Annotated in this window: 1 protein-coding gene; it reads right to left on the bottom strand. The window is 63.6% G+C overall.

The window, feature by feature from the left end; all coding sequences use genetic code 11:
- Positions 1 to 811, bottom strand: an 811-nt coding sequence (locus U5A57_RS41310; RefSeq protein WP_321918096.1) for an AEC family transporter, incomplete at both ends; no start/stop codon positions are given.

The following is an 811-nucleotide window of genomic DNA, read 5'->3' as shown; positions in this document are numbered from 1 at the left end:
ACGCTCGACACGACCAGCGTCGTGCCCGCCGAGGTGTCCTTTACCCCATAAGACAGGCCAAACAGGATGCTGAACGAACCGCACGGGATCGCCGACAGAAGAATGGCCTGGCCGGCTAACGGCTGCGGAAGCGCCAGCAGCCGGACAAGCGCTAAGGCAAGCAGGGGCTGCACGACATTGCTGAGCAAAACGCCAACCAGTGCCTGTGCGTCGAGCCGGAACGGTTGTGCGGCGAGTATCAGTCCCGTGGAGAAAAGCGCGAGTCCGGCAGTCGTGTTGCCGATGATCCCCAGCGACTGCGTGAGGAGTGCAGGCAGCGTGCAACCGGACAGCGACACCAGCAAGCCGGCTAGCGGCGCGATCATGACGGGTTTGACGAAGGTATTGCGCAGTGCCTTGCCGAGCAGCGCCTGTCCGTCGCGATGCTGCGCACGCTCGAGCAGGATGAGGGCAGCAGGCGACATGACGACCGCCCCCATCGTGACCGCGATGGCGACGGTCAAATCGGCACCCTCTCCATACACCGCCCGAAGCAGAGGCAGCCCAACGGAAGCGAAATTCGGCATGCCGACCGTGACCGCCTTGACGGCCGCCTGCGCGAGATCAGAACGAAAGACGTACCGCGAAAGCAGGAGCGAGATCGAATACGGCACGATCATCACGATCGTCAGCACGACAATGAGCGCCAGATGCGCACCCAGGCTCTCGCGCTGCATCCGCGCGGTATAGACAAAGAGCGCGAAGGGCAACGCGTAATGCACCAGCATCGTGTTGATGGCGGCGAGCGGCATGGGCGTCGTGCTCAGCCGCC

The organism is Paraburkholderia sp. J11-2 (assembly GCF_905220185.1).
Lineage (GTDB): Bacteria > Pseudomonadota > Gammaproteobacteria > Burkholderiales > Burkholderiaceae > Paraburkholderia.
The sequence above is the reverse complement of the archived record's forward strand: the minus strand, read 5'-3'. Positions and strand labels throughout refer to the sequence as shown.